This is a genomic window from Rothia kristinae NBRC 15354, assembly GCF_001570865.1.
Taxonomy (GTDB): domain Bacteria; phylum Actinomycetota; class Actinomycetes; order Actinomycetales; family Micrococcaceae; genus Rothia; species Rothia kristinae.
The window spans coordinates 1-22,758 of the sequence record NZ_BCSM01000019.1 but is presented as its reverse complement, the minus strand read 5'-3'; the positions used below and the strand labels follow the sequence as shown (position 1 = coordinate 22,758).

19 protein-coding genes are annotated in these 22,758 nt (G+C 73.5%); 17 read left to right on the top strand and 2 right to left on the bottom strand.

All coding sequences use genetic code 11. From position 1 onward, the window contains the following. Positions 1-37: 37 nt before the first annotated feature. From KKR01S_RS09800 to KKR01S_RS09780, 5 genes are all read left to right on the top strand, one after another. Positions 38-961, top strand: a complete 924-nt coding sequence (locus KKR01S_RS09800; protein ID WP_061225905.1) for a TrmH family RNA methyltransferase — start codon at positions 38-40, stop codon at positions 959-961. A 166-nt stretch (positions 962-1,127) separates the two neighbouring features. Further along, positions 1,128-2,123 (top strand): cation diffusion facilitator family transporter, encoded by a 996-nt coding sequence (locus KKR01S_RS09795; protein ID WP_058743592.1) that lies wholly within the window; start codon positions 1,128-1,130, stop codon positions 2,121-2,123. A gap of 177 nt (positions 2,124-2,300) precedes the next feature. After that, the gene (gene pheS / locus KKR01S_RS09790; protein ID WP_058743591.1) at positions 2,301-3,431 is read left to right on the top strand and encodes a phenylalanine--tRNA ligase subunit alpha; all 1,131 of its coding nucleotides are present in this window, start codon (positions 2,301-2,303) and stop codon (positions 3,429-3,431) included. Between the two features lie 4 nt (positions 3,432-3,435). Then, positions 3,436-5,994: a phenylalanine--tRNA ligase subunit beta gene (gene pheT / locus KKR01S_RS09785; protein WP_061225904.1), complete on the top strand. Its 2,559-nt coding sequence runs from the start codon at positions 3,436-3,438 to the stop codon at positions 5,992-5,994. Positions 5,995-6,033: 39 nt separating this feature from the next. Continuing rightward, positions 6,034-6,645 (top strand): hypothetical protein, encoded by a 612-nt coding sequence (locus KKR01S_RS09780; RefSeq protein ID WP_058731530.1) that lies wholly within the window; start codon positions 6,034-6,036, stop codon positions 6,643-6,645. Between the two features lie 124 nt (positions 6,646-6,769). Here the strand turns inward: KKR01S_RS09780 and KKR01S_RS09775 are convergent, their stop codons facing one another. After that, positions 6,770-7,792, bottom strand: a complete 1,023-nt coding sequence (locus KKR01S_RS09775) for a quinone oxidoreductase family protein (protein ID WP_232238425.1) — start codon at positions 7,790-7,792, stop codon at positions 6,770-6,772. A 157-nt stretch (positions 7,793-7,949) separates the two neighbouring features. On the opposite strand from KKR01S_RS09775, the gene argC reads away from it, so the two are divergent. From argC to KKR01S_RS09745, 6 genes are all read left to right on the top strand, one after another. Further along, on the top strand, positions 7,950-9,014 hold the full coding sequence (gene argC, locus KKR01S_RS09770) for an N-acetyl-gamma-glutamyl-phosphate reductase (RefSeq protein WP_061225903.1): 1,065 nt from the start codon (positions 7,950-7,952) through the stop codon (positions 9,012-9,014). A gap of 2 nt (positions 9,015-9,016) precedes the next feature. Continuing rightward, complete coding sequence (gene argJ / locus KKR01S_RS09765; RefSeq protein WP_404434939.1) at positions 9,017-10,225, top strand: bifunctional glutamate N-acetyltransferase/amino-acid acetyltransferase ArgJ; 1,209 nt, start codon at positions 9,017-9,019, stop codon at positions 10,223-10,225. A gap of 33 nt (positions 10,226-10,258) precedes the next feature. Next, positions 10,259-11,308 carry an acetylglutamate kinase gene (gene argB / locus KKR01S_RS09760; protein WP_081101699.1) on the top strand — a complete coding sequence of 350 codons (1,050 nt, stop codon included), beginning with the start codon at positions 10,259-10,261 and terminating at the stop codon, positions 11,306-11,308. Next, positions 11,305-12,540, top strand: a complete 1,236-nt coding sequence (locus KKR01S_RS09755) for an acetylornithine transaminase (protein WP_061225902.1) — start codon at positions 11,305-11,307, stop codon at positions 12,538-12,540. The genes argB and KKR01S_RS09755 overlap by 4 nt, the downstream gene beginning before the upstream one ends. 69 nt (positions 12,541-12,609) lie before the next feature. After that, a complete protein-coding gene (argF, locus tag KKR01S_RS09750; protein WP_061225901.1) occupies positions 12,610-13,563 on the top strand; it encodes an ornithine carbamoyltransferase in 954 nt (317 codons plus the stop codon). After that, positions 13,560-14,048: an arginine repressor gene (locus tag KKR01S_RS09745; protein ID WP_058731526.1), complete on the top strand. Its 489-nt coding sequence runs from the start codon at positions 13,560-13,562 to the stop codon at positions 14,046-14,048. Before argF ends, KKR01S_RS09745 begins: the two co-directional genes overlap by 4 nt. A gap of 70 nt (positions 14,049-14,118) precedes the next feature. On the opposite strand, the gene KKR01S_RS09740 is transcribed toward KKR01S_RS09745, so the two are convergent. Further along, the gene (locus KKR01S_RS09740; protein WP_081101698.1) at positions 14,119-14,568 is read right to left on the bottom strand and encodes an ankyrin repeat domain-containing protein; all 450 of its coding nucleotides are present in this window, start codon (positions 14,566-14,568) and stop codon (positions 14,119-14,121) included. A gap of 218 nt (positions 14,569-14,786) precedes the next feature. Between KKR01S_RS09740 and KKR01S_RS09735 the strand changes: the two genes are divergently transcribed. From KKR01S_RS09735 to tyrS, 6 genes are all read left to right on the top strand, one after another. Next, on the top strand, positions 14,787-15,407 hold the full coding sequence (locus tag KKR01S_RS09735; protein ID WP_061225900.1) for a hypothetical protein: 621 nt from the start codon (positions 14,787-14,789) through the stop codon (positions 15,405-15,407). A gap of 106 nt (positions 15,408-15,513) precedes the next feature. Further along, positions 15,514-16,716: an argininosuccinate synthase gene (locus KKR01S_RS09730; protein ID WP_061225899.1), complete on the top strand. Its 1,203-nt coding sequence runs from the start codon at positions 15,514-15,516 to the stop codon at positions 16,714-16,716. Further along, the gene (gene argH, locus KKR01S_RS09725) at positions 16,716-18,161 is read left to right on the top strand and encodes an argininosuccinate lyase (RefSeq protein WP_058743496.1); all 1,446 of its coding nucleotides are present in this window, start codon (positions 16,716-16,718) and stop codon (positions 18,159-18,161) included. The genes KKR01S_RS09730 and argH overlap by 1 nt, the downstream gene beginning before the upstream one ends. Positions 18,162-18,330: 169 nt before the next feature. Then, positions 18,331-18,915, top strand: a complete 585-nt coding sequence (locus tag KKR01S_RS09720; RefSeq protein WP_058743497.1) for an adenine phosphoribosyltransferase — start codon at positions 18,331-18,333, stop codon at positions 18,913-18,915. A gap of 48 nt (positions 18,916-18,963) precedes the next feature. Next, a complete protein-coding gene (locus tag KKR01S_RS09715) occupies positions 18,964-21,327 on the top strand; it encodes a HelD family protein (protein WP_081101697.1) in 2,364 nt (787 codons plus the stop codon). 59 nt (positions 21,328-21,386) lie between these two features. After that, complete coding sequence (gene tyrS / locus KKR01S_RS09710) at positions 21,387-22,700, top strand: tyrosine--tRNA ligase (protein ID WP_397548274.1); 1,314 nt, start codon at positions 21,387-21,389, stop codon at positions 22,698-22,700. The last annotated feature ends 58 nt before the right edge of the window (positions 22,701-22,758 follow it).

Here is a 22,758-nt window from a genome sequence, read left to right as displayed (position 1 = left end):
ACTCCGGGCGCGGGCGAGGCCCGGGTAGGGTGGCCGGGTGAGCGCATTCCAGATCCTCGACCGCGAGCGGACCCTGATCAACCCCACCGCGGACCGGGTCCGCGACGTCGCCGCCCTGGCCCGGGCCCGCCAGCGCGCCCGTCGCGGGCTGTTCCTCGTGGAGGGGCCGCAGGCGGTGCGCGAGGCCCTGGCCGCCCACGCGCGCGGCCCGCTGCTGGACGCCGTGTACGTCACCCCGGCCTGCCTCGAACAGGACCCCTCGCTGGGCGAGGCCATCGCGGCCGCGGCGGGCAGCCCGGCCCCGACCGCCCCCGGGGGCCCCGCGCGTCGGGTCTTCGCCCGGCTGGCGGCCCCGGAGGTGCTGGCCGCGATGGCCGAATCCCAGACGCCCCAGGGGGTCCTGGCCGTGGCCCACAGCGCCGCGGCGCTGACCGGCCTGCCCGGTGCCCGGGATTGGCCGGGCCTCGGGGCGGTCATGGTCCGGGTGCAGGATCCGGGCAACGCCGGAACACTGATCCGCGCCGCCGACGCCGCGGGCGCCGGGTTCGCGGCCGCGACCGCGGGCTCGGTGGACCTGCTCAACCCCAAGGCCGTGCGCTCCACCGCGGGCTCCCTGTTCCACCTGCCCGTCGCGGCGCACCAGCGGCTGCCGGAGCTGGTCGAGGCGGCCCGGACCGCGGGCGCTCAGATCCTCGCCGCCGACGGGCACGCCGCCCTGGATCTGGATGAGCTGGCCGATGCCGCGGCCGCGCAGCGTCCCGGCGACGGCGCCGATCTGCGCCGGCCCACCGTGTGGCTGTTCGGCAACGAGGCCCAGGGCCTGTCGGAGGAGGAGAAGGGGCTGGCCGATGCCCGGGTCGCGGTCCCGCTGCACGGGCGGGCCGAATCCCTGAACGTCGGCATGGCCGCCACCGTGTGCCTGTACGCCTCCGCCCGCGCCCAGCGACGCCGCCCCCGCTGACCGTCCCGGCCCGTCCGGCTCCGCCCCCCCCGCCCGTCTCGCGTCGGCCCCGCCGAGTGCGGTCCCGACGGCCTCGTCCCCGCCCTCACCCGTCGCCTCGGCGGCGGGCGTCTCCCATCAACTTAGCCTCCCGATCTGCTCGGCGGGCCGATCCGAAAGGCCCTCCATGACCGAGAAGCAGCAGCAGGAGCCCCAGCAGAAGCAGCAGAGGAAGAGCTCCGGCGGGGCCGCGATCTTCGCGGCCCTGGCGGCCAACCTCGGCATCGCGGTGCTGAAGTTCGCCGCCTATCTGCTGACCCGATCCTCATCGATGCTCGCCGAGTCCATCCACTCCGTGGCCGACACCGGCAACCAGTTCCTCCTCCTGCTGGGCGGGCGGGCGGCACGCAAGGCCCCCGACGCCGAGCACCCCTTCGGGCACGGGCAGAACCGCTACATCTACGCCTTCGTGGTCTCGATCGTCATGTTCTCCCTCGGCGGGCTGTTCTCCCTCTACGAGGCCTGGGAGAAGTGGGCCGAGCCGCACCCCATCGAGGACTGGGCGTGGGTGCCCGCCGTCGTGCTGGTCGGCTCGATCCTCATGGAGGGCCGCTCCCTGCTCACCGCCCTGCGCCAGGCGCGGGGGACCAAGGGGCAGCGCAGCTGGCTGGAGTACGTGCGCGGGGCCAAGGCCCCGGAGCTGCCGGTCGTGATGCTCGAGGACTCCGCGGCCGTGACCGGCCTGCTCTTCGCCCTGTTCGGCATCACCATGACGCTGATCACCGGAGACGGCCGCTGGGATGCCGCCGGATCCGGGGCGATCGGGGTGCTGCTGGTGGCCGTGGCGGTGTTTCTCGCGGTGGAGATGAAGTCCCTGCTGCTCGGGGAGTCCGCCAGCGCCTCCACGCTGGAGACGATCCGCCGGGCCGTGGACGCCGAGGAGCACATCGGGCTGATCCACCTCAAGACCATGCACCTGGCCCCCGAGCAGATCCTGGTGGCCGCCAAGATCTCCGTGGCCCGCCAGGAGACGGCCGCCCAGCTGGTGGCCGAGATCAACGCGACCGAGCGGCGCATCCGCGAGGCCGTCCCGGCCGCCCAGCTGATCTACCTGGAGCCGGACCTGTACCAGGAGGACTACGTCTCCGAGATCCCGCCGCAGCCCGAGCAGGACGAGGCCTGAGCCGGCGGGGGACCGGCCCCGCCCCTTTCGGCCCGATCCTCTAGACTGGGTCTGCCGCCCGCGCCGGAAGCAGCCCGACGGGCCCGAGCGCGCCGCACGCCACGACGCGTCCCGGTGCGCCGTGGACCGCGACGTCGGCGGCAGCGCACGACCCGCGACCCAGGAGAAGACCCGTCCATGACTGAGAACCCGTCCTCGCCCGCGGGCGATGCCGCCGCGGCCCGCCAGGTGCTGGCCGACATCGGCGCCGCCTATGCGGCGGATCCGGAGGGCGCCCCGCAGCGCGTGCGGGAGGCCTTCGACGCCGAGCTGGCCGAGGCCCTGCGCGCCGTGCGCGAGCAGACCCCGGACTTCGAGACGCTGAAGGCCGTGCGGCTGCGCTACACCGGCGAGGGCTCCGGCACCGATCTGGTCAACCGGCAGATGCGCTCGCTGGAGCCGGGGCAGAAGAAGGAGATCGGGAAGCTGCTGGGCCAGACCCGCGGGCGCATCACCCAGGCCGTGGCCGCCCGGGAGGCGGAGCTGGAGGCCGAGCACGCCGAGCGGATCCTCGTGGAGGAGGCCGTGGACGTGACCGCCTCCTCCGGCCGACGCCGCATGGGCGCCCGCCACGCCGTGTCACTGCTGCAGGAGCGGGTCGGCGACGTGTTCGTGGCGATGGGCTGGGAGGTCGAGGACGGCCCCGAGGTGGAATCCGAGTGGTTCAACTTCGACGCCCTGAACTTCCAGCCGGACCACCCGGCCCGGGAGCTGCAGGACACCTTCTTCCTGGAGCCGGCCTCCGCCCACCGGGTGCTGCGCACCCACACCTCCCCGGTGCAGATGCGGGCCATGCAGCGTCGCCAGCCGCCCCTGTACATCGTGTGCCCCGGGCGGGTCTACCGCACCGACGAGCTCGACGCGACCCACACCCCCGTCTTCCACCAGCTCGAAGGTCTGGCCGTGGACCGGGGCCTGACCATGGCGGATCTGAAGGGCACCCTGGAGCACTTCGCCCGCCGGATGTTCGGCGAGCAGGCGCGCATCCGCCTGCGCCCCAACTACTTCCCGTTCACCGAGCCCTCCGCCGAGATGGACGTGTGGCACCCGCAGGCCAAGGGCGGGCCCCGGTGGATCGAATGGGGCGGCTGCGGCATGGTGCACCCCAACGTGCTGCGCGCCGCCGGCATCGACCCGCAGACCCACTCCGGCTTCGCCTTCGGGATGGGCATCGAGCGGACCCTGATGTTCCGCAACGGGGTCCCGGACATGCACGACATGATCGAGGGCGATATCCGCTTCAGTTCAACCTTCGGGATGGAGATCTAGACCCATGCGAATTCCGCTGTCCTGGCTGCGCGAGCACGCCCCCCTGCCGGAGGGCGCCACCGCCGAGTACGTCCTGGAGACGCTGGTGCGGGTCGGCTTCGAGGAGGAGGCCGTGCACCGGCCCCTGGACCACATCACCGGGCCCGTCGTCGTCGGGCAGGTGCTGTCCATGGAGCCGGAGACCCACTCCAACGGCAAGACCGTCAACTGGTGCCAGGTGCGCGTGGTCCCCGAGGGCCGCGAGCAGACCCTGGAGGGGAAGGGCATCGAGGCCTCCGGGATCCAGGGCATCGTGTGCGGGGCCCACAACTTCTCCGTGGGGGACAAGGTCGTGGTGACCCTGCCCGGGGCCGTGCTGCCCGGGGACTTCCGGATCTCCCCGCGCAAGACCTACGGCCACGTCTCCGCAGGGATGATCGCCTCCGCCCGGGAGCTGGGTCTGTCCGATGAGCACGAGGGGATCATCGTCCTCGGTGAGCTCGGCCTGGACCCCGAACCAGGTCAGGACGCCCTGGAGCTGCTGGGACTGACCGATGAGGCCGCGGAGATCAACGTGACCCCGGACCGCGGCTACGCGTTCTCCGTGCGCGGGGTGGCCCGGGAGTACTGCCTGGCCGTGGACGCCCCCTTCGCCGACCCGGCCGGGCCCCTGGCCGAGCGGGCGCCGGCGGACAACGGGGAGGGCTACGTCGTGGACCTGCGCGACGACGCCCCCATCCACGACCGTCCGGGCTGCACCCGCTTCGTCGCCCGCACCGTGCGGGATCTGGACCCCACCCGGGCGACCCCGCCGTGGCTGGCCGCCCGCCTGCGCCTGGCCGGGATCCGCTCGATCTCCCTGCCCGTGGACATCTCCAACTACGTCATGCTGGAGCTGGGCCAGCCCCTGCACTTCTACGACGCCGAGAAGATCGCCGGACCCCTCCACGTCCGCCGGGCCCGCCCGGGGGAGACCCTGCAGACTCTCGACGGGAAGAACCGCGAGCTGCACCCGGAGGACCTGATCATCGCCGACACGGACGAGGCCATCGGCCTGGCCGGGGTCATGGGCGGAGCCAAGACCGAGGTCACCGGGCAGACCCGCCACGTGCTGATCGAGGCGGCGCACTTCGAGGAGGTCTCGATCGCCCGCACCCGGCGTCGGCACCGGCTGCCCTCGGAGGCCTCCAAGCGCTTCGAGCGCGGGGTGGACCCCCAGGTGGCCGCCGCGGCCGCCCAGCGGGCCGTGGAGCTGCTGGAGGAGCTGTCCGGCGCCCGGGCCGAGGACGGGGTCACCGACGTCGGCACCGCCGTCGAACCCCGCCAGATCACCCTGCCGGTGGGCTACGCCGCGGCGCGGGTCGGGGTGGACTACACCCCGGAGCAGATCCTCGAGGTGCTCGAGCGCATCGGCTGCACCGTGCACCGCGGGGGCGACGTCTGGCAGGTCGCCGTGCCCTCCTGGCGCCCGGACCTGACGGCCGAGGAGGACCTCGCCGAGGAGATCGCCCGCGTCGTCGGCTACGAGCAGATCCCCTCCCGCCTGCCCGCCGCCCCCGCCGGGCGCGGGTGGACCCCGGAGCAGGCCGGGCGACGCCGGGTGCTGGACGCGTTCGCTGCCGCCGGTCTCGTGGAGGTCGCGGCCTACCCGTTCGTCTCCGCCGAGGAGGACACCCTCTACTGCGTGCCCGAGGCCCCGGCCGAGGGGACCGTGGAGCACGTGCGCCTGGCCAACCCGATCAGCGACGCTCAGGGCTGGCTGCAGCGCTCGCTGCTGCCGGGACTGACCGAGGTGCTGCGGCGCAACCGCTCCCGCGGCTTCCGGGACCTGGCCCTGTACCAGGCCGCCACCGTGTTCCTGCCCGGGCAGGCGCTGGGGGAGACCCCGCTGCCCGCCGGCGGGGCGCGGCCGGACGCGCAGGTGCTGGAGCAGCTGGAGGCCGGGCTGCCGGTCCAGCCGAAGCACCTGGCCGCCGTGTTCTGCGGGCATGACGCCCCGGAGGGGCCCGGCATCACCCCGCGGGTCCACGACTGGCAGGACGCCCTGGATGCGGCCCGGCTGGCCGCCGATGTGCTCGGCGTGGCGCTGCGGGTGGCCCAGGGCCGCCACCAGGCCTTCCACCCCGGGCGCACCGCCCGGCTGGAGGACGCCGAGGGGCGCCTGCTCGGCTGGGCCGGGGAGCTGCACCCCCAGGTGTGCCGGGATCGGGATCTGCCGGAGCGCACCTGCGCGATGGAGCTGGATCTGACCGCGCTGCTGGGCGGCTTCGGCGCCCCGGTCCAGGCGGGCCCGGTCTCCCCGTACCCGCCGGTCACCCAGGACGTCGCCCTGATCGTCGACGCCGACCTGCCGGCAGCACAGCTGCTGGAGACCCTGCGGGAGGGTGCCGGCGAGCTGCTGGAATCCGCCCGGGTCTTCGACGAGTACCGCGGGGAGTCCATCGGCGAGGACCGGAAGTCCGTGGCCTGCGCGCTGGTCTTCCGCGCCCCGGACCGGACCCTGACCAACGAGGAGGCCGGGCGCGAGCGGGAGGCCGCCGTCGCCCTGGCCGAGCGGCGCCACGGCGCCGTCCTGCGCGGCTGAGACCGTGGGCACCGACAGCGAGGAAGGGTGGGGACGAGGATGAGCGAGACGTTCTTCGGCTTCGATGAGGACGACGAGTTCGGGGCGCCCGCGCGGCGGCACCGCTCCCCGTGGCGGTGGATCACCGCGGCGATCGTGCTGGTCGCGCTGGTCGGGTGCGGCCTGCTGTGCCTGGCGGGGGTGCGCACCGTGGAGGACGCCCGTCAGAACCAGGAGTGGGTCGGGCGATCCTGGGTGATCCAGGGGCAGTACGCCACGATGACCCAGGACCTGCAGACCACCTCGCACAACGCGGTCTACACCGGCACCCTGCCCTCCTCGATCGACCAGCACTACGACAAGTACTACGGCGGGATCGCGGACCCGAAGAAGGTCCAGGCCGGGGGCCAGATCCAGTTCCGCGGCACCCAGACCGGGGCCCAGCGGGAGGACTTCCCGGAGATCGTGGACGCCCTGCTGGTCAACGACGACGGGACGCTCACGGTGGAGCGGACCACCCCGGCGGGGGAGATGTCCCCGATCACCGAGGACGGGATCCGCGCCCAGCAGCGCCACGGCTGGCTGCTGGTCGGCGGCGGGGCGCTGGTCCTGGCCCTGGGTGCCGCCGGCACGGTCTACGGGGTGCGCCGGATGCGCCGCGACGAGGACTGACCCGACCGACCCGCACCGGCCCTGGGCCGGTGGCAGGCGGACGATGCGACGATGCCCCGCTCGCACACCCCGTAAAAAGGGGGGGGGTCGCGAGCGGGGCATCGTCGCATCCGGCGGCCGCCGCTTACGGGATCAGCAGCACCTTGCCGCGCGAGCGCCGGTCCTCCAGGTGCCGGTGGGCCTCGGCGGCCTCGGCCAGGGGGAACGTGGTGTCCAGGGTCGGGCGCAGGACCCCGGCCTCGGCCAGGTCGAAGACCTCACCCAGGCGGGCCTGCAGCTCCTCCCGATCCTGCAGGTACGCCCCGATCGAGGGGCGGGTGACGTACAGGGAGCCCAGGGCGTTGAGCCGCTGCAGGTCGAAGGGCGGCACCTGGCCGCTGGCCCCGCCGTAGAGCACGGCCGTGCCGCGCGGGCGCAGCGCCTGCACGGACTGATCGAAGGTGTCCTTGCCCACGGAGTCGTAGACGACGTCGGCCCCGCGCCCACCGGTCAGCTCCCGGACCCGCTCGGCGAAACCCTCGTAGCCCAGCACGTGATCCGCCCCGTGCTCCCGAGCGATCCGGCGCTTCTCATCGGTGGAGGCGGTGGCGATCACCTCGGCGCCGAGGTGCTTGAGCAGCTGGATCAGCAGCCCGCCGACCCCGCCGGCCCCGGCCAGCACCACGGCCGTCTGGTCCTGCTGGACCGGCACGGTGGAGCGGGACAGGTACTGCGCCGTGATGCCCTGCAGCGGCAGGCAGGCCGCGGTGCGCGGGTCCAGGTGCTCCGGCACGGCCACGATCTTCTGCGCATCCGCGACGAACCGCTCGGCGTAGGTCCCGGAGGCCTGGCAGGTGGCCACCCGGGCCCCGACCCGCAGCCCCAGGGCCTCCAGGTCGACGTCGGGCCCGGCCGCCTCGATCAGCCCGACCGCCTCCGCGCCCGGGACGAAGGGCAGCTCCACCGAGTACACCCCGGAGCGCTGGTAGGTCTCGATGAAGTTCACCCCGGTGGCCTCGGTGCGCACCAGCACCTGGCCCTGCCCTGGCTGGGGGATCTCGCGGGTCTGCGTCGTCAGGGCCTCCGGGCCTCCGGTCTGCTCGACGACGATGGCCGTCATCTGCCCGGCCGCGCTCGCCTCCTGCGGCCGCCTCTCCTGCTGTGCCATGCCCTGCTCCTCACCGGCCGGGGCCCTGCGGGTGCCCGGCCTCGCGGTTCTCGGTCCTCACCCATCGTAGGCCCGGGGCGGATCGCAGGGAGGGGGACGCCCTCACCCGATGCATAAATATTTAGGCCAATGCATAAATCTGCGGTAGGGTGGGCCCATGACATACACCGCAGCGGTCTCCGGGGCCACCGGATACGCCGGGGGAGAGGTCCTGCGCCTGCTCGCCGGGCATCCCGAGATCGAGGTCACCACGCTGGCCGCCGGGGCCAGCGCCGGCTCCTCCTTCGGCGCGCTCGCCCCTCACCTGCCCCGCTACGCCCACCTCACCGTGCAGGAGACCACCCCCGAGGTGCTCTCCGGCCACGACATCGTCTTCCTGGCCCTGCCCCACGGAGCCAGCGCGCAGGTGGCCGCGGCCCTGCCGGAGGAGACGGTCGTCGTGGACGCCGGGGCGGATCACCGCCTCGAGGACCCCGCCGACTGGGCGCGCTTCTACGGCACCGAGCACGCCGGGCACTGGCCCTACGGCCTGCCCGAGCTGCTCACCGGCCCCGGAACCGGTGAGGCGAAGGCCCCCCGGCAGCGCGAGACCCTGCGCACCGCGCGCCGCATCGCCGTGCCCGGCTGCTACCCGACGGCCGTGCAGCTGGCCCTGGCCCCCGGCCTGGCCGCCGGGGTGGTGCAGCCGCAGGACCTCGTGGTCGTGGCCGCCTCCGGGACCTCCGGGGCCGGGAAGTCCGCGAAGCCGCATCTGCTGGGCAGCGAGGTCATGGGGTCGATGTCCCCGTACGGGGTCGGCGGCATCCACCGCCACGTCCCGGAGATCCGCCAGGGCTTATCCCGGGCCGCCGGAGCCGAGGTGAGCCTGAGCTTCACCCCGACGCTGGCGCCGATGCCCCGGGGGATCCTCGCCACCGCCACGGCCCGGCTGAGCCCCGGGGTCGGCCCGGCCGCCGTGCGCGCGGCGTGGGAGGCCGCCTACGCCGAGGAGCCCTTCGTGCACCTGCTGCCAGAAGGACTCTGGCCGGCCACGCAGAACGTGCAGGGCGCCAACTCCGCTCAGCTGCAGCTGGCCGTGGACGAAGCCGCCGGGCGGGTGGTCGTCGTCTGCGCGATCGACAACCTCGTCAAGGGCACCGCCGGCGGTGCCATCCAATCCGTGAACCTCGCCCTCGGTCTGCCGGAGACCACCGGGCTGCCTCAGGAAGGACTCGCCCCGTGAGCATCCCCGACCACTCCGATCTGCCCGTCGATCGCTGCGCCGGCTTGGAGACCGTCGCGGGGCTGGCCTGCACCGGGACCACCGCCGGGCTGAAGGCCAGCGGTGCCCCGGACCTGGCGCTGGTGCGCGTGCTCGGACCCGAGCACACGGCCGCGGCCGTGTTCACCCGCAACCGCTTCGCCGCCGCGCCTGTGCTGTGGTCCCGGGAAGTGGTCTCGGACGGGCGGGCCGACGCCGTCGTGCTCAACTCCGGCGGGGCCAACGCCTGCACCGGGCCCGAGGGCTTCGCCGCCGCCCACCGCACCGCCGAGGCCGCGGCCGAGCACCTGGGCATCGCCGCCGGGGACGTCCTGGTCTGCTCCACCGGGCTGATCGGGGAGCAGCTGCCCCTGGAGAAGCTGCTGGCCGGCCTGGAGCGGGCCTGCGGGGACCTGGCCTCGGACGAGGCCCACGCCCGCGCCGCGGCCCGGGCCATCATGACCACCGACACCGTGCCCAAGCAGGCGGCCCTCACGCTCACGACCGAGCAGGGCGAGGTCCACCTGGCCGGGATCGCCAAGGGTGCGGGCATGCTCGCGCCCGGACTGGCCACGATGCTCGTGGTCCTGGCCACGGACGCCTCCCTGGATCCGGAGCGGGCCGAGACCGCGCTGCGCACCGCCGCCTCGCTGAGCTTCGACCGGGCCGATTCCGACGGCTGCATGTCCACCAACGACACCGTGACCCTGCTGGCCTCCGGGGCCAGCGGGATCGCCCCCGACCCCGAGGAGTTCGCCCGCGGGCTCACGGCCCTGTGCGAGGACCTCGCGCTGCAGCTGATCGGCGACGCCGAGGGCGCCAGCCACGACGTGCACGTGCGCACCGTGGGCGCGGCGAGCGAGGCCCAGGCCCTGGAGGTCTCCCGGGCCGTGGCCCGCTCCAACCTCGTGAAGACCGCGATCTTCGGCAATGACCCCAACTGGGGGCGGATCCTCTCCGAGGTCGGCACCACCGCCGCCGAGTACGAGCCCGAGCACGTGGACGTGAGCATCAACGGGGTCATGGTCTGCCGGGCCGGGATGATCGGGCAGGACCGCTCCCTGGTGGACCTGGCCGGGGACCGGAGGGTGGTCATCGAGATCGACCTGGCGGCCGGCCCGGAATCCGCGGTGATCTGGACCAACGACCTCACCCACGACTACGTCGAGGAGAACTCGGCCTACTCCAGCTGAGCACCCTTCGCATCCACCCTGACGAGGAGCCCCATGGCCCAGACCAGCCCCAGCACCCGCTACGAGACCGCCCAGCTGAAGGCGCAGACCCTGATGGAGGCGCTGCCCTGGATGCAGCGCTACGCCGGATCCATCATGGTCTTCAAATACGGCGGCAACGCCATGGTCGACGAGTCCCTGCGCGCGGCCTTCGCCGCGGACATGGTCTTCCTGCGCGCGGTGGGCATCCGCCCCGTCGTCGTGCACGGCGGCGGCCCCCAGATCACCGCGATGCTCGAGCGCCTGGAGATCCCCAGCGAGTTCCGCGGGGGCCTGCGCTACACCACCCCGGAGGCCATGGAGGTGGTGCGCATGGTGCTGACCGGGCAGGTGGCCCGGGAGCTGGTGGGGCTGATCAACGCCCACGGCCCGCACGCGGTGGGCATGTCCGGGGAGGACGGCGGCCTGCTGCGCGCCCGGCGCATCACCACCGTGGTGGACGGGCAGGAGACGGACCTGGGCCTGGTCGGAGAGGTCGTCGGGGTCAACACCACCGCGATCCTGTCCATGATCGAGGCCGGCAAGATCCCGGTGATCTCCTCGATCGCCCCGGAGATCATGGGCGAGCGGGCGCTGGATCGGGACCTGCCGCAGGACACCCTCACCGGCGAGGTGCTCAACGTCAACGCCGACACCGCCGCGGCCGCGGTGGCCGCGGCGATCGGGGCCGCCAAGCTCGTGGTGCTCACCGACGTCGAAGGGCTCTACGCGGACTGGCCGAACCGGGATTCGCTGATCAGCTCCCTGAGCACCGAGGAGCTGCGCGAGCTGCTGCCCGGGCTGGACGCCGGGATGATCCCCAAGATGGGCGCCTGCCTGGGAGCCGTGGAGAACGGGGTGCCCACCGCCGCCGTCGTGGACGGGCGCCGGGCCCACTCCCCGCTGCTGGAGATCTTCACCGACTCCGGCATCGGCACCCAGGTCACCGGCCCCGCCCCCGAACCCAAGCCCCTGGCCGATTTCGTGGTGATCGACCCGCTGCGCACCCACGAAACCCCCGCGGCCCCGCCCGCCGAGACCGCACCCCACGGAAGGACAGCATGAGCCAGCCCGCCGATTATCTGGACGCCTACCGGAAGGACCTGCTCGACGTGTTCGGGCAGCCCGCGCTGGTGCTCACCGAGGGCTCCGGCTGCGAGGTCACCGACGCCGCCGGGCGCACCTACCTGGATCTGATGGCCGGGATCGCGGTCAACAGCCTCGGCTACGCCCACCCCGCCTGGGCCGACGCCGTCGCGGCCCAGGCCCACCGCCTCCAGCACGTCTCGAACTTCTTCACCACCCCGCAGCAGATCGAGCTGGCCCGCACCCTCCTGGAGATCGCCGACGCCCCGGCCGGCTCCCGCGTCTTCTTCGCCAATTCCGGGACCGAGGCGAATGAGGCGGCCCTGAAGGCCGTGCGCGCCCACGGCAACGCCCGCGAGCCCCGGGCCCGCCGGATCCTGGCCCTGGAGCACGCCTTCCACGGGCGCACCGCGGGGGCCCTGGCGGCCACCTGGAAGCCGGCCTACCGGGAGCCCTTCGAGCCGCTGCCCGGCGGGGTCCAGTTCATCCCCCCGACGGCGCAGGCCCTGGAGGAGGCGATGGGCGATGATGTCGCCGGGGTGATCCTGGAGCCCATCCAGGGCGAGGCCGGGGTGCACCCGCTGCCGGAGGAGCTGCTGCTGGCCGCCCGCCGGCTGACCCGCGAGCACGGCGCGCTGCTGGTGGTGGACGAGGTGCAGACCGGGATGGGCCGGACCGGGCTGTGGCTGGAGTCCCTGCGCGTGCTCGGGGACCCGGGGCAGCGCCCGGACCTGATCACCCTGGCCAAGGGCCTGGGCGGGGGCTTCCCCATCGGGGCGATGCTCGCCCTGACCCCCGAGGCCACCGGTGCCCTGGCCCCGGGCAGCCACGGCACGACCTTCGGGGGCAACCCCCTGGCCACCGCCGCCGGGCTGGCCACGATCCGGGCCCTGCGCGACGAGGACCTGCTGACCCGCGCCCGCGAGGTCGGAGCGCACCTGCGCGAGGGCCTGGCCGCGGCCCCGGGCATCGGCGCGGTGCGCGGGCGGGGCCTGCTGATCGGGGCTGACCTGACCGCGCCCGACGACGAGCGGGCCGCCCCCGCCGGGCCCGACGTCGTCGCCGCGGCCCGGCGCGCCGGATTCATCATCAACGCCACCGGCCCGAACACCCTGCGCCTGGCCCCGCCGCTGGTGCTCAGCGCAGACCAGGCCCGCACCTTCCTGGACGCGCTGCCCGGCATCCTCGCCGACGCCGCCCCCGCCGACTGACCCGACCGAACCGCCGACCGACCGCATCCCGGCCCGGACCCTCAGAGCCCGGGCCGGCGAAGGAGCCCCATGATCCGCCACTTCCTCACCGACCTGGACCTCACCCCGGCCGAGCAGTCCGAGGTTTTGGACCTCGCCGCGCGCATGAAGGCCGACCCGTACGCCCGCCGGCCCTATGCGGGCCCGCAGACCGTCGCGGTGCTGTTCGACAAGACCTCCACCCGTACCCGGGTCTCCTTCCACGCCGGGATCGCCGCCCTGGGCGGGAACCCCCTGGTGATCAACCCGGGGGAGTCCCAGCTGGGGCACAAGGAATCCGTCGCGGACACCGTGCGGGTGCTGACCCGCATGGTCTCCACCATCGTGTGGCGCACCTACGCCCAGTCCGGGCTGGAGGAGATGGCCCGTCACGCCACGGTCCCGGTGGTCAACGCGCTGTCCGATGACTGGCACCCCTGCCAGATCCTCGCGGATCTGCTCACCGTGCGTGAGCGCTTCGGGGCGGATCTGACCGGGCGGACCCTGGCCTACGTCGGGGACTGCGCCAACAACATGGCGGCCTCCTACGCCGCCGGCGGAGTCACGGCCGGGATGCACGTGCGCCTGGCCGGGCCGGCCTCCCACCAGCTGCCCACCGCGGTGCTCGACGCCGCCCGGGCGCGGGCCGAGGCCACCGGCGGGTCCGTGCTGCTCACGGAGGACCCGGCCGAGGCCGCCGACGGGGCCGACGTCGTCGTGACCGACACGTGGGTGTCCATGGGCCAGGAGGAGGAGAAGGCGGAGCGTCTGGAGGTCTTCGCGGACTACCGGGTGGATGAGGATCTGATGTCCTGCGCGGGGCGGGAGGCGGTGTTCCTGCACTGCCTGCCCGCGTATCGGGGCATGGAGGTCACCGAGGGCGTGATCGACGGGCCGCGCTCGGCGGTGTGGGATGAGGCGGAGAACCGCCTGCACGCGCAGAAGGCGCTGCTGACCTGGCTGATGGTCCGCTCGGGGCTGGCCGGGGAGGAGCTGCTGCGATGAGCGGGATCCCGGCGACGAAGACGGCCAGGCAGGCCCGCATCGTCGAGGTGCTGGAGCAGCGCTCGATCCGCTCGCAGTCGGAGCTGGCGCGGGTGCTGGCCGCGGACGGGCTGAAGGCCACCCAGGCGACGCTGTCCCGGGATCTGGTGGAGATCGGCGCGCAGCGCCTGCGCGGGCCGGACGGGGTGCTGGTCTACGCGGTGGCCGGCACCGAGCAGCCGCGCGGCCAGGAGCCGCCCCAGCGGCTAGCGGGGCTGTTCAAGGATCTGCTGATCACCGCCGAGGCCAGCGCCAACATCGTGCTGCTGCGCACCCCGGCCGGGGCCGCCCAGTTCCTGGCCTCGGCCCTGGATCAGACGGCGATCCCCGAGGCGATGGGCACGATCGCCGGGGACGACACGGTCATGGTCATCACCCGGGATCCCCAGGGCGGGGCGGCGCTGGCGCAGCGCTTCCTCGAGTGGTCGCAGACGCCGGCGAGCTGAGCCGGCGCCTCGCCCGGTCCGCGCACGGGCCGGCCCCGCACGGGGGTGGGAGGGCTGGCTCGGCCGCGGCTCAGGCGCCGCCGCGGTGCTCGGCCAGCAGGCGGGTCATGCCGGGCAGGCCGAAGAAGGCGGCCACGGCCTCCGGGCTCTGGTGGCCCTGGCTCGCGTCGGCGCCGGCCTCCAGCAGCATCCGGGCGATCGGCTCGTGGTTGCGGAACACGGCGCAGACCAGGGCGGTCTGACCGCGGTCGTTGAGCCGGTCCGCATCGGCCCCGCGCTCCAGCAGCAGGCGCACCACCTCGGGCTGCTCCCGGTAGGCGGCCAGGATCAGCAGGGTGTCGCCGTTGGCGTTGGTCAGGTTCACCGGGATCCCCTGCTCCAGTACGGCCGCCAGCTGTTCGGTCCGGCCGTCCCGGGCGAGGTCGAAGACCTGGTTCAGGGCCTCCAGCTCCCGGTCGGACAGCGGGGCGGCGCCGTCCGGGGTCTGCGGCTCGGCGTGCGGATTCTGCTCGGCGGACATGGGCGGGCTCCTTCGCGGTGGACGATGCACGGTGACGATGCCCCAACGTAGTACACTCGGGGCGGGAGCGGGACGGAGGAGGGCCGGGACGCCGGGCCGACACGCCGGGCGGGGTCTCGGGTGGGGCGGGATCGGCGCGAACGTGGTTGGATGAGATCGGACACACCGTCGTGGCCGGCCCGGGCCGCGGGTCGGCCCGCTGCCTCGGAGGACCCATCATGAACACCCTCGCACCCACCCGCCGCACCCTCGTGAAGGGGGCCGCGTGGTCCCTCCCGGTGGTCCTCGCGGCGGCCTCCGCCGTCCCGGCCCTGGCCGTCAGCTGCCACCCCGTGGAATCCCGGTGGTACCTGAAGTCCCGGATCGTGTACACGGACGACAACTATTCGAACGTCAACTTCGACAACCTGGTCACCTACGACTCCACCCCTCCGGGGGAGGCCTCGATCCAGCACTGGGTCTCGGGTGAGACCCTGAACTGGCGGATCCCGCTGGGCTTCCCGCAGGGCCTGGAGGACGGTGCCGTGGTCACCATCCCCTTCGATCCCTCTTGGACCACCCCGACCACCCCCACCTCCTACAGCCTCGCGGGTTTCAAGAAGTTCGGGGCCGCGCATCCGGATGATTTCACCCAGGAGCTGCCCCCGGCCACGGTCGTCGAGAACGCCGATTCCTTCACCATCACCTTCCACGGTCAGGTGCCGGCCGGCTCCGCCGGCGGATATCAGTTCACCGCCAAGGCCGTGGGGGGCACGGCCGCGGTGCGCCGCGGGGACACCTACACCTGCCAGGCCACGGTGACCTTCACCCCGGTCACGTGCGACGCCCCGGGCGCCTGACCCCGGAGTGCATAAATAAACGAATATCTGTATAGTCATTCATGACGATGCGCGGCGCGGGCCCAGCGGGTCCGCGCCGCGCCACACCGCGAGGAAGGCGAGAGACATGACGGATCGGGTAGTGCTGGCGTACTCCGGAGGACTGGACACCTCCGTGGCCATCGGCTGGATCGGCGAGGCCACGGGCGCGGAGGTCATCGCCGTGGCCGTGGACGTCGGACAGGGCGGGGAGGATCTGGAGACCGTCCGGCAGCGCGCCCTGGACTGCGGGGCCGTGGAGGCCTACGTCGCCGACGCCCGCGAGGAGTTCGCCGCCGGGTACTGCATGCCCGCCCTGCAGGCCAACGCCCTGTACATGGACGCCTACCCGCTGGTCTCGGCAGTCTCCCGGCCCGTCATCGTCAAGCACCTGGTGGCCGCCGCCCAGCAGTTCGGCGCCACCACCGTGGCCCACGGCTGCACCGGCAAGGGCAACGACCAGGTGCGCTTCGAGGTCGGCATCCAGACCCTCGGCCCGGACCTGCAGTGCATCGCCCCCGTGCGGGACCTGGCCCTGACCCGGGAGAAGGCCATCGCCTACGCCGAGGCCAACGGCCTGCCGATCATCACCACCAAGAAGAACCCGTTCTCCATCGACCAGAACGTGTGGGGCCGGGCCGTGGAGACCGGCTACCTCGAGGACATCTGGAACGGACCCACCAAGGACGTCTACGACTACACCGACGACCCGGGCTTCCCGCCGGCCCCGGACGAGGTCGTCATCACCTTCGAGCAGGGCGTGCCCACCGCGATCGACGGGCAGGCCGTGACCCCGCTGGAGGCCATCCAGATCATGAACCAGCGGGCCGGGGCCCAGGGCGTGGGCCGGATCGACATCGTCGAGGACCGGCTGGTGGGCATCAAGTCCCGCGAGATCTACGAGGCCCCCGGCGCGATGGCCCTGATCGCCGCGCACCGGGAGCTGGAGAACGTGACCCTGGAGCGGGAGCAGGCCCGGTTCAAGAAGACCGTGGGCCAGCGCTGGACCGAGCTGGTCTACGACGGCCAGTGGTTCTCCCCGCTGAAGAAGTCCCTGGACGCCTTCATCGCCGACACCCAGCAGATGGTCTCCGGGGACATCCGGATGCAGCTGCACGGCGGGAAGGCCACCGTGACCGGGCGGCGCTCCGAGACCTCCCTGTACGACTTCAACCTGGCCACCTACGACGAGGGCGACTCCTTCGACCAGTCCCAGGCCAAGGGCTTCATCGAGCTGTTCGGGATGTCCTCCAAGGTCGCCTCCGCCCGGGACCAGCGGCTGGGGCTGTGATGGCCGAGCACGCCAAGCACGGCACCAACGACGGCGCCCTGTGGGGCGGGCGCTTCGCCGGCGGCCCGGCGGACGCGCTCGCGGCCCTGTCCAAGTCCACCCAGTTCGACTGGCGCCTGGCCCCGTACGACATCGCCGGCTCCCGTGCCCACGCCCGGGTGCTGCACGCCCGCGAGCTGCTCACCGACGCCGAGCTGGACGGGATGCTCGCGGCCCTGGACGAACTCGAGGCCGACGTGCGCTCCGGGGCCTACGCGCCGGCCCCGGGCGATGAGGACGTGCACGGGGCGCTGGAGAAGGGCCTGATCGAGCGGGCCGGGCCCGCCCTGGGCGGCAAGCTGCGCGCGGGGCGCTCGCGCAACGACCAGATCGCCACCCTGGGGCGGATGTACCTGCGCGACCACGCCGGGATCATCGCCCGGGAGGTGCTCGGCGTCGTCGACGCCCTGATCGGGCAGGCCGAGGCCCACCCGTACGCGCCGATGCCGGGACGCACGCACCTGCAGCACGCCCAGCCGGTGCTGCTCAGCCACCACCTGCTGGCCCACGCCTGGGCCCTGTCCCGGGACCTGCAGCGCTTCCTCGACTGGGATGCCCGGGCCGCGGTCTCCCCGTACGGCTCGGGGGCCCTGGCTGGGTCCTCCCTGGGGCTGGACCCCAACGCCGTCGCCGCCGAGCTGGGCTTCGACTCCGCCACCTGGAACTCCATCGACGGGACCGCCGGGCGGGACGTGTACGCGGAGTTCTCCTGGATCACCGCGATGATCGCGGTGGACCTGTCCCGGATCAGCGAGGAGATCATCCTCTGGGCCACCAAGGAGTTCTCCTTCGTGACCCTGGACGACGCCTTCTCCACGGGCTCCTCGATCATGCCGCAGAAGAAGAACCCGGACATCGCGGAGCTGGCCCGCGGCAAGGCCGGGCGCCTGATCGGGGACCACGCGGGCCTGCTGGCCACCCTCAAGGCCCTGCCGCTGGCGTACAACCGGGACCTGCAGGAGGACAAGGAGCCGATCTTCGACGCGATCGATCAGCTCGAGGTCCTGCTGCCGGCGGTCTCCGGGATGATCGCCACCCTCACGGTGCACGAAGCTCGGCTGGCCGAGCTGGCCCCGCAGGGCTTCGCCCTGGCCACCGACGTCGCCGAGTGGCTGGTGCGCCAGGGGGTGCCGTTCCGCGACGCCCACGAGATCGCCGGCGAGGCCGTGCGCGTGTGCGAGGAGCAGGACTGCGAGCTGTGGGACCTCACGGACGCGGATTTCGCTGAGATCTCCGAGCACCTGACCCCCGGCGTGCGCGAGGTGCTCACCGTGCGCGGCTCCCTGGAGTCCCGCTCCTCCCAGGGCGGCACCGCCCCCTCCGCGGTGGCCGATCAGCTGCGGGCCCTGCGCGAGCAGCTGGCACCCGCCCGGGATTTCGCCGCCCGCGAGCAGCGGATCTCCTGACCCCCTCCCCGCGGCCGAAGGGCCCGGCTCCCGGATCCCCCGGGGCCGGGCCCTTCCCGCGCCCCCTCGCCGCGGCGTCGGCTCCCGCCGCACCCGGCCGGTGGCGTAGCCTGTGGTGTGCCCTCTCCCCGCCGGGGAGCCCCGTCACCGGAAGACTGAAGCGCCGCCCATGCACGATGCCCACTCCACCGCCGCCCGCCTCATCGCCGACACCTGCGCCCTGATCCCGGACTACCCGAAGCCGGGCATCCTCTTCCGCGATCTCACCCCCGTCTTCGCCGACGGCCGGGCCTTCCGCACCGTCGTGGACGCGCTGGTGGAGCGCTTCGAGGGCACCTTCGACGCCGTGGCCGGGGTCGAGGCCCGCGGCTTCCTGCTGGCCTCGGCGGCCGCCTACGCCGCGGGCGTGGGGGTCGTGCCGGTGCGCAAGCAGGGCAAGCTGCCCCGGGAGACCCACGCCGAGGACTACGACCTCGAATACGGCTCCGCGACCCTGGAGATCCACCGGGACGACCTGCCCGACGGGGCGCGGGTGCTGATCCTGGACGACATCCTGGCCACCGGAGGGACGCTGGCGGCCGCGGTGCGCCTGGTGCGCCGGGCCGGGTACCGGGTGGCCGGCGTCGGGGTGGCCATGGAGCTGGACGGGCTCGGCGGGCGCGAGGCGCTGGTCGGCGCATCGGCGCTGACCCGCACCGAGGGCGCCCCGGAGCCCCTGCCCGCCGACGCCGTGCGAGCCCTGTACACCGTCTGATCCCCGCGCCCACCCCGGTCTTCTCTGAACAGGAGCGTGCCCGTTTCCATGACCCAGCACCCCGCTTCCGCCCCTCGCGACGCCGTCGAGGCCGACTCGGAGGTCAGCGCCCCGCCGCAGGACGACGCCGAGGCGCCCGCCTCCGAGCAGGCCTCGGAATCCGAGCAGGCCGCCTGGCGCCGCCAGCTGGAGGCCGCCCTGAGGGAGGAGGGGGCGTACGTGGATCGGCTCTACGCCCGCCTGGACGAGGTCCGGGAGGAGACCGCGGCCAAGCTGGCCGGGGTGCGGCGGGCCGGAGCCGCCGGATCGCACCAGAACCGCTCGGAGCGCGACGCCTACGCGACCCATTACGAGGACCGGCTGGCCCAGCTGGAGGCGGTGGATCACCGCCTGGTCTTCGGGCGCCTGGATCTGGAGGACCGCACGCGCCGCTACGTCGGGCGGATCGGGCTGACCGACGCCGAGCACGGCCGGCTGCTGGTGGACTGGCGGGCCCCCGAGGCCGGGACCTTCTACCAGGCCACCGCCTTCGACCGCCAGGGCGTGGCCCGGCGTCGCCACCTGATCCTGGAGGGGCGCACCCTGCGCGGCATCGAGGACGACGTGCTGGACCCGAGCTTCCTGGACGACGCCGAGGCGCTGCACGGGGAGGGGGCGCTGCTGGCGGCCCTGAACCGGCGGCGCACCGGGCGCATGGGGGACATCGTGGCGACCATCCAGGCGGAGCAGGACCGCATCATCCGCGCCCCGCTGCCCGGGGTGCGCGTCGTGCAGGGCGGGCCGGGCACCGGCAAGACCGCGGTGGCCCTGCACCGGGCGGCCTACCTGCTGTACACCCACCGGGAGCGGCTGGGGAAGTCCGGGGTCCTCGTCGTCGGGCCCTCCACCTCGTTCCTGTGGTACATCGAGCGGGTCCTGCCCTCCCTGGGGGAGACCGGTGTGGTCATGTCCTCGCTGGCGGACCTGTTCCCCGGGGAGCACGGGGTGCCGGAGCGGGATCCCGAGGTCGCCCGGATCAAGGGATCGCTGCAGATGGCCGAGGTCATCCGCCGGGCCGTGCGCGACCGGCAGAAGGTCCCGACCCAGACCCAGCGGCTCACCGTGGGCTCGGCGGTCGTGGAGCTGACCCCGCAGCAGGTGCGCTCGGCCCGGGAGCGGGCCCGGGCCACGGGCAAGCCCCACAACCAGGCGCGGGAGACCTTCGTGAAGATGCTCGTGCGGGAGCTGGCCGAGAAGCTGCAGGAGCAGCTGACCCGGGAGACCGGCAACGACGTCGCCCGGGACTGGCTGCCCGAGGATGTGCGCACCTCCCGCGACGTGCGGGTCGCGCTGAACCTGGCCTGGCTGCCGCTGAGCCCGCAGACCCTGCTGCGCGACCTGTTCGCCAAGCCCCGCTACCTGGACTCGGCCGCCCGGGCGCTGGACCCGGCCCAGCGTCAGCTGCTGCGCCGGGAGGCCTCGGCCCCGTTCACCGAGGCCGACGCCCCGCTGCTGGACGAGGCCGCGGAGCTGCTCGGGGACTTCGAGGCGGCGGTCGGCACGGCCGCGGCCCGGGCGGCCGCCCAGCGCAGCGCGGACCTGGAGAACGCGGCCAAGGCCATCGAGAACGTGGAGGAGTCCCTGGCCGATGTCGGGGCCGACGGGGTGGTCACCGCCCAGATGCTCGCCGACCTCAACGCGGTGGGCCCGGCGCGGATGAGCGCGGCGGAGGCCGCGACGGCCGACCGCACCTGGGCCTACGGGCACGTGGCGGTCGATGAGGCCCAGGAGCTCTCCCCGATGCAGTGGCGGCTGCTGATGCGCCGGTGCCCCATGAAGTCCTTCACGGTGGTCGGGGATATCGCCCAGGCCTCGGCACCGGCGGCCGCGCACAGCTGGGCCGAGGCCCTCGAGCCCTTCGTGGGGGAGCGCTTCACCCTGGAGGAGCTGACCGTCAACTACCGCACCCCCGCGCAGATCGCCCGTGCGGCGGTCGACGTCGCCCGGGCCTCGGGGCTGGAGGTCTCCGCGCCGCGGGCCGTGCGCGAGGGGCGGTGGGCGCCGCAGCTGGTGCGCACCGGGGACGTCCCGGCCGGCGTCGTCGAGGCCGTGGCCCGGGACCTGGAGCTGGTGCCCGGCGGACTCGTGGGCGTGGTGGCCGCACCCGAGCAGCACGACGCGGTGGCCGCGGCCGTGGTGGAGGCCTTCGGCGCGCGCAGCGGCACCGGCGGTGGGGCCCGGCAGCGCCAGATCCTGGTGCTCAGCCCGTGGGAGGCCAAGGGCCTGGAGTTCGACGCCGTCGTGATCGCCGAGCCGAACGCCCTGGTGCAGGCGGCCGACGGCCGGCTGGGGGACCTATACGTGGCGATGACCCGCCCGACCCAGCGGCTCACCCTGGTCTCCTCCGGGCCGATGCCGGCGGGCCTGGACTGAGACCGCTGGTTGCACGCGGGCCCGATGGTACCGTGTGTGCCGTGACGACTAACGCGAACATCGACGCCGTGCAGGGTCTGGACGAGCAGGCCAACGACCCCACCTTCCAGAACATCTGGCAGGAATTCCAGTGGCGGGGGCTCGTGCACGTGAGCACGGACCCCCAGGCCCTGGAGAAGGCCCTGACGGAGGACACCCTCACGTACTACATCGGCTTCGATCCGACCGCGGCCTCCCTGCACCTGGGGCATCTCGTGCAGCTGCTGAACATGCGCCGGCTGCAGCTGGCCGGGCACCGGCCCCTGGGGCTGGTCGGCGGCTCGACGGGGCTGATCGGGGACCCGAGGCAGACCTCCGAGCGGGTGCTGAACTCCCGGGAGGTCGTGGCCCAGTGGGTGGAGTCCCTGCGCGGGCAGATCCAGCGCTTCCTGTCCTTCGAGGGGGACAACGCCGCGCGGATGGTCAACAACCTGGACTGGACGGCGGGGCTGTCCGCCCTGGACTTCCTGCGCGACATCGGCAAGAGCTTCCGCGTGGGCACCATGATCAAGAAGGAGATCGTCGCCAAGCGGCTGAACTCCGAGGAGGGCATCTCCTACACCGAGTTCAGCTACCAGATCCTGCAGGGCATGGACTTCCTGGAGCTGTACCGGCAGTACGGGTGCACCCTGCAGCTGGGCGGCTCCGACCAGTGGGGCAACCTCACCTCCGGCACCGAGCTGATCCGCAAGGTGGAGGGCGAGCACGTCCACGCGATGGGCAGCCCGCTGATCACCAACTCGGACGGCACCAAGTTCGGCAAGTCCGAGGGCAACGCCATCTGGCTGGATCCCGAGCTGACCACGCCGTACGCCTTCTACCAGTTCTGGCTGAACACCGCCGACGCCGACGTCGTGGACCGGCTCAAGGTCTTCACCTTCCGCACCCGCGCCGAGATCGAGGAGCTGGCGCGGCTGACGGAGGAGGAGCCCTTCCGCCGGCAGGCCCAGAAGACGCTGGCCTATGACGTGTGCTCCCTGGTGCACGGATCCGAGGCCACGGACAAGGTCATCGCGGCGTCGGAGGCCCTGTTCGGCCGCGGCGACATCGCGGCGCTGGACGAGCCGACGCTGGTGGCGGCCACCGCCGAGCTGCCCCACGCACAGGTGCCGGCGGGGCGGCTCCCGCAGGTGGCGGACCTGCTGCTGGCCACGCAGCTGGCCTCCTCCAAGTCCGAGGCCCGCCGGTTCCTGCGCGAGGGCGCGGTGTCGGTGAACGGGGCCAAGGCCGCGGGGAAGGACGCCGTCGTGGCCGACGAGGACCTGCTGCACGGGCGCTACCTGGTGCTGCGCCGGGGCAAGAAGAACATGGCCCTGGTGACCGTGCAGGACTAGCCCGACGCCGGGGGCCGCAGGCTGTGACCGAGGACATCTCGTTCCGGCTTGCGTGCCC